General features: G+C 45.8%; 3 protein-coding genes. All 3 read right to left on the reverse strand.

From position 1 onward, the window contains the following. Positions 1 to 393: 393 nt before the first annotated feature. Positions 394 to 2352: an OmpA family protein gene (locus LQ201_RS25415; protein ID WP_230146483.1), complete on the reverse strand. Its 1959-nt coding sequence runs from the start codon at positions 2350 to 2352 to the stop codon at positions 394 to 396. Positions 2353 to 2372: 20 nt separating this feature from the next. Further along, on the reverse strand, positions 2373 to 3344 hold the full coding sequence (locus LQ201_RS25420) for a type IX secretion system membrane protein PorP/SprF (RefSeq protein ID WP_230146717.1): 972 nt from the start codon (positions 3342 to 3344) through the stop codon (positions 2373 to 2375). Between the two features lie 47 nt (positions 3345 to 3391). Beyond that, the coding region (locus tag LQ201_RS25425; protein ID WP_230146718.1) for a gliding motility-associated C-terminal domain-containing protein at positions 3392 to 6357 on the reverse strand (2966 nt) is incomplete at its 5' end.

A 6357-nucleotide genomic window follows, 5' to 3' on the forward strand; every position in this document is an offset into this window, starting at 1 on the left:
AAAATCATGATCTGTCATGTTTTTTTTGATTACATACGTCTGCCTTCGCATAAAATTCAAATTGATTTTGAACATGAAACAATTAAATGAGTGTGAGAGAAAAAATTTAGCTATATTAACTTTAGTGAAAAAAGATAGCTACCTAAAAAATCAGGTAGCTATCCATTAATCGTAAATTCAGCATTAGGGTACGTTCAAGAAGCTATGTTTTTGTATTTAGCTTTATGACCATTTTTATAGGTGTCTCAGAAGGTATTTTGCGAATGAGAGAAATCTTCAACGCTTTCTACGGCGCTTTTTACTGTCCCATTCTGATCTTATGAAATTCACATATAGTAAAATCATGGCGGCGAAAAACACAATAACCACACCAGTCAGTACCTGTCGCATCCATTAATATTTAGTAATCTTAAATTCAGTTCTTCTGTTCAGCTGGTGCTGCTCTTCTGAACAATCCACACCATTTTTGCAGTTATTAACAGGTTCAGATTCACCATATCCCTTGGCAGTAATCCGGTTACGGTTTATTCCCCGCGAAATAATATAGGCAACCGCCGATTCTGCTCTGCGCTGCGACAACTGCTGGTTATATCTGTCGCCCCCTCTGCTATCGGTATGCGATCCAAGTTCGATCCAGATGGTTGGATTTTCCTCCATGATCTGTACAAGTTTATCTAATTCCAAAGCAGCATCCTTGCGGATATTCGATTTATCGAAATCATAATAAATGTTTTCGATCCGGATGCCCTGGTTAAGTTTTATACGCTCAAGATTTAGGTCTATACGAACAGTTTGCTCATGCGCCGAAGGTTCCATCACAGTTTTGACCTCGCTCCGGAAATCTGTTTTCTCGCCACTGATTGTATAGCTGGCCAGTGGAACCTCAAAACTAAAAGATCCGTCTTGGGCTGATTCAACAGACAGTCGTTTGCCGCCGGGACCAACTAAAGTCACTACTGCTCCTGGCAAAATCCGGCCAGTTCCTTTTTCAAAAACTCTTCCTGCTATTAAATAGGTTGAACCCATCTGTATTGACACGCTATAGATATCATCACTTCCCTTTCCTCCGTCGCGGTTTGAGGAGAGATATCCTGGCGATTGGGCGCTGGACGGAAAATAAGCCAGGTCATCCTTCGGAGAATTAAACGGGTATCCCAGGTTTTGAATACTTGTTATTTTATCGGCATGAGTAATAACCCTAAAAACATCAAGCCCGCCCATTCCAATATATCCGTCGCTTGCAAAATACATATTGTTGTGCTCATCAAACGAAACTGTTCGCTCGTTCCCAGCTGTATTGATTTCCTCTAAATTCACCGGCCTGCCCCAGTCTCCTGACTGCGTTTTAGTGCATACATAAAGATCTGCTCCGCCATTTCCTCCAGGCATATTTGAGGAGAAATAAAGACTTTGCCCATCAGCTGAAATGTAGGGGTCGCTGAGTGAGTATTCGGCTACGTTGTTAAAGGGAAAAGGAATTGGTTTCTGCCAGCCGCCTTGTCCATCACTTTGTGAGGAGTAGAGCTCAACATTTATCGTAGCAGGTTCCTTTCCGCTCCGTTTAGTCCTTTCTGGGATCCTGGTCATGGTAAAGAAAATAAGTTTTCCATCTCCTGTGAAGCTTGCCGGCCCTACATGATACTCAGAACTACCGGAAATGGGTATCACTTTTACACTATCCTGCCCTATATGCTGCGCATATAATTTAAGGTATCCGTTTCCTGTCCAGCCATAAATATCCTTATCGGGCCGCTTTGCACCGTCGAACTTTAAAAACGGCCTGTTTGCCGCTGTTGTTTCTGAATGAGCATTGCGGTCGGATGCAAAAACAATCTGCCCGGATTTTTGAACAGCCCCCCAGTCAGACTGAGAAGAGTTGAGCGCAGATACATTCATAAGCTCAATGGGTCTTGGATTGCGCATCCATTTTAGTGCAGAGTCACACGAGCCCAGCCATAAGTTGCGCTGCCGTTCAGTCACTTCGCTATGGCGGTCTATGTAACGCTGAAACTGGGACTTTGCTTCAGAATATTTTGCGTTGTGCTGTAGGGCACTGGCGTATTTCAGGATATTTTGATCATTGCTTCCGGGCATGGCAGAGGCAATCGCATACCAGCTTTCCGTCTGTTTGTAATCGTTCATGTACCCATAGGCCGAAGCCAACCGTTCTGCCGTGCGCAGAACTGCTTTCTTGCGGTAGGCCTGCTCGTATAAATCTGCCGCCTTGCTAAAATTAAATAAATCATATTCCGTGTCGGCCTGCTTGAGGATATATTGAGCTGATGCCGGGTGGATAACCGTAAGGGTGATTATCGTAGCTGCAAAACAGGCCAGTAAGTGTTTGTTGTTCATGATTCCTTGCTAAATAGTGATTAAAATACCCTTGGGGTGGCCATTCTGATGTTCGGTTTGATAAAGGAGTATCCAATGGATATCTCGTGTGTGCCACCACTGTAGCCTTGTAGCGGCCCGACTGAAAAGTCGTATGCATAACCGATCCGTATCTTTTCCGACGGAAAGAACTGCAATGCGGCAACAGCTGAATTGCGCATGCTCAGATCTTTTTGAAGATGGCTTTTGTCATAAAGCTTTACTCCGGTGCGGTAAGCACCTCCCACCCAGAAAACATCCTTGATCATCAGAAATGCATTTACGTCAAGGCTTGTAGGACCTCCTCTGTCATCTTTGATCAAAAATGAAGGTTTGAGTTGAAAGGATTCGTTCAGCGGCAGTAACATTCCGGCCGTCAGGTAAAAATGTGGCTTGGGCTGTGGAATAAACGCATAGCGGTCGATATTAACATAACTGGCGATCAGATTATCAGCAGATAACCCGGCATAGAAACGGTCATTGGCAAAATAAACCCCTGCACGCGCATCGGGTACTATCGTACGCTGAACGTCTACAGGCTGGTTGGGTTCAGGGTTATTTGGGTTGAGCATTGCGCCATCGATACCAAGCTGCACCATGCCCACACCAAGCCCCAGTGAAAGCCTGGAACTTCCGTCATCGTTCATTTTGATGCGATAGGCGTAGTTTCCGTAAATACTCAGGTTGTTCTGTGCACCAAGTTTGTCGGAAGCCACCTGAAGGGCAAGACCAACGTTACCACTATTGGCAATTGCATCAACTGCTAATGCAAGACTTTTGGGCGCACCGTTGATGCCTGTCCATTGGCTCCTGTAAAAAGTGTGCGCATTGAGTACTTCTTTATAGCCGGCATATGCTGGATTTATATAAATCCCATTGAACATGTACTGACTGTACTGAGCATCCTGTTGTGCTGAAACTGTTCCGGCAACCAGCACTAGTGCGCAGGTTATTGATATAATAATTCTTTTCATCATTGTCTTATCTTAGGAGCCGGCAATGCCGGCTCCTCAACTTCTTATTATTTTTTAAAGGCCCTGATCAATGTGATGTATCCCTTAAATACCTCAACTTCACTTCCCTCAGTCCGTTTTACACGTAACAGGTAGAAATAAGTTCCTTCGTTCAATCCTTCTCCTGTCCAGGTATTGTTATAGCCTTTGGCATGGAATACCTCATTGCCCCAGCGGTTTACAATTGTAAGTTCGCTAGACTGATACTGGTTCAGGCCGATGATCTCGAAGGTGTCGTTAATTCCGTCTCCATTTGGCGTAAACAGGTTTGGCACCTTGATGGCATTAAAGTCAGCAGTTATCTTAACTGAAGCTATATTGGTATAATATCCATCTTTATCTTTCACCCTATAGGTAAACTCGTCGCCTCCTGTATATCCTGCACGTGGCTCATAGCTAATCGTACCATCAGAATTGATTTTTAGCGTGCCGTTTTTCGGCTGAGCAGTAATCTCAATGCTGCTAAGGTCAAAACCTGAATTTTTAGCATCATCATTGCCCAGCACCGGTATTTTCACGATCTGATTTGCCTTGGTAGAGGCAACATCATCCACCGCTACCGGAGATGGAGTTACAGGGGTTACGGTTGGTTTGTCATTGGTACTGTCAGAACCAGATACATCACCTACATGTGTGCCTTCCGGAGTTAGCGCATCCACCTTAGCCGTATTACTCACGCTACCTAAATCTCTGTCTGCCTGACTCAATTTATAAACCACGCTATGGCTGATCGATTGTCCAGGTAACAGCCCTGTAGGCAGCGGCAATAAAAGACCTGAAATTCCAGCCTTGGCATCATTCAGTGTAACCGAAGTTAAAGTCGTCATGCCTGTATTGGTGATTGTAAAGGTATAGTTGATTGAATTACCGGATACCACCGCTGTTTTAACAAGCGCGATGGACGAACGCTGTGGCATAAGGGTTTGTGTAGGCTGATCATTATCCTCAGCTGTACCCGAGCGGTCTGTCACCTTGTCTCCTGAAGGTGAACTGGCAGTAACCTCAGCAGTATTCTCTACTTTTCCGTTGTCCCTGTCTGCCTGGCTTACCAAATAAGAGTACTGGTATGAAACCTCGGCTGCAGGTTCCAGTCTGGTTGCTACAATTACATTCAACGACAGTTTATTATCTGTAAGCGTAACAGGTGCCAGCTCAACATTTCCTGTGTTTCTGATCTTAAACGTATAAACAATATTGTTTCCATCTGTACTTAGCACTCCAGATTTCACCAGTGAAATTGCTGGTTTTGCAGTAATTATTGTCACAGTTGGATCGCCAGCTGCAGGAGTTGATGGATCATCAGAATCAACTACCACTGTCCCTCCCTTAGGATCTGTTCCTGAAGCGGTAGCCTGGTTGGCAAAACGGCCGCTGTTTACATCAGCAAGAGTAAGGGTGTGCCTTGCAGTCACAGTAACCTGAGCGCCTGGCTGCAACACCGCGATGCCCAAAGGAATAATGCTTCCCGGATCTGCTTTTGCATCAGTAATGGTGACATTCTTTAAAGTCACATTACCGGTGTTGGTAACAATTAATTTATAATTAATTACATCCCCTACTTTAGTCGCCACATTTGTTGCTGTCTTCGTAAGGCTCATCGATGGAGCAGCCGGGATAATGGTTACCGTAGGATCATCTGGTGTAGCTGTTGAAGGATCATCAGAGTCCTTGTCCACACCATTACCTTTAGGGTCTTTGCCCGTAGCCTTAGCCTGGTTGGTCACACTTCCCCCGTCGAGATCTGACTGGGTCATTGTATGCACAGCAGTTAAGGTAACCGAAGCGCCCGGTGCAAGGCTCGCTACAGGAGAACCTGTAACCACTGCATTGGCATCGCTCACTGCGATATTGTTTAAAGTAACATTACCGGTATTGGTAAGCACTAAATTGTATTTAAGTGCTGCACCCAAAGTATTCGGTACCGTGCCGTTCACCGATTTTGCAAAGCTCATCGATGGAGCAGCAGGGATAATGGTTACCGTAGGATCGTCTGGCGTACCTGTTGAAGGATCATCAGAATCCTTGTCCACACCATTTCCTTTAGGGTCTTTGCCCGTAGCCTTAGCCTGGTTGGTCACACTTCCCCCGTCAATATCCGATTGGGTCATTGTATGCACAGCAGTTAAGGTAACCGAAGCGCCCGGTGCAAGGCTCGCTACAGGAGAACCTGTAACCACTGCATTGGCATCGCTCACCGCGATATTGTTTAAGGTAACATTGCCGGTATTGGTAACGACTAAGTTGTATTTAAGTGCTGCACCAACCGTGTTCGGTACCGTGCCGTTCACCGATTTTGCAAGGCTCATCGATGGAGCAGCCGGAATAATGGTTACCGTAGGATCATCTGGTGTAGCTGTTGAAGGATCATCAGAATCCTTGTCCACACCGTTCCCTTTAGGATCTTTGCCCGTAGCCTTAGCCTGGTTGGTCACACTGCCACCGTCGAGATCCGACTGGGTCATCGTATGCACAGCAGTTAAGGTAACCGAAGCGCCCGGTGCAAGGCTCGCTACAGGAGAACCTGTAACCACTGCATTGGCATCGCTCACCGCGATATTGTTTAAGGTAACATTGCCGGTATTGGTAACGACTAAGTTGTATTTAAGTGCTGCACCAACCGTGTTCGGTACCGTGCCGTTCACCGATTTTGCAAGACTCATCGATGGAGCAGCAGGGATAATGGTTACTGTAGGATCGTCAGGGGTTCCTGTTGAAGGATCATCAGAATCCTTGTCCACACCGTTACCTTTAGGATCTTTGCCCGTAGCCTTAGCCTGGTTGGTCACACTTCCCCCATCGAGATCCGACTGGGTCATCGTATGTACAGCAGTCAAAGTAACAGAAGCACCCGGTGCAAGGCTCGCTACAGGAGAACCTGTAACCACTGCATTGGCATCGCTCACCGCGATATTGTTTAAGGTAACATTGCCGGTATTGGTAACGACTAAGTTGTATTTAAGTGCTGCACCAACCG

This window comes from Pedobacter sp. Bi126 (assembly GCF_918698245.1).
Classification (GTDB): domain Bacteria; phylum Bacteroidota; class Bacteroidia; order Sphingobacteriales; family Sphingobacteriaceae; genus Pedobacter.

Bases quoted from the DNA above. Each gene is read 5' to 3' on its own strand.
- LQ201_RS25415 (WP_230146483.1), bottom strand. From the start codon at position 2,352: ATGAACAACAAACACTTACTGGCCTGTTTTGCAGCTACGATAATCACC.
- LQ201_RS25420 (WP_230146717.1), bottom strand. From the start codon at position 3,344: ATGAAAAGAATTATTATATCAATAACCTGCGCACTAGTGCTGGTTGCC.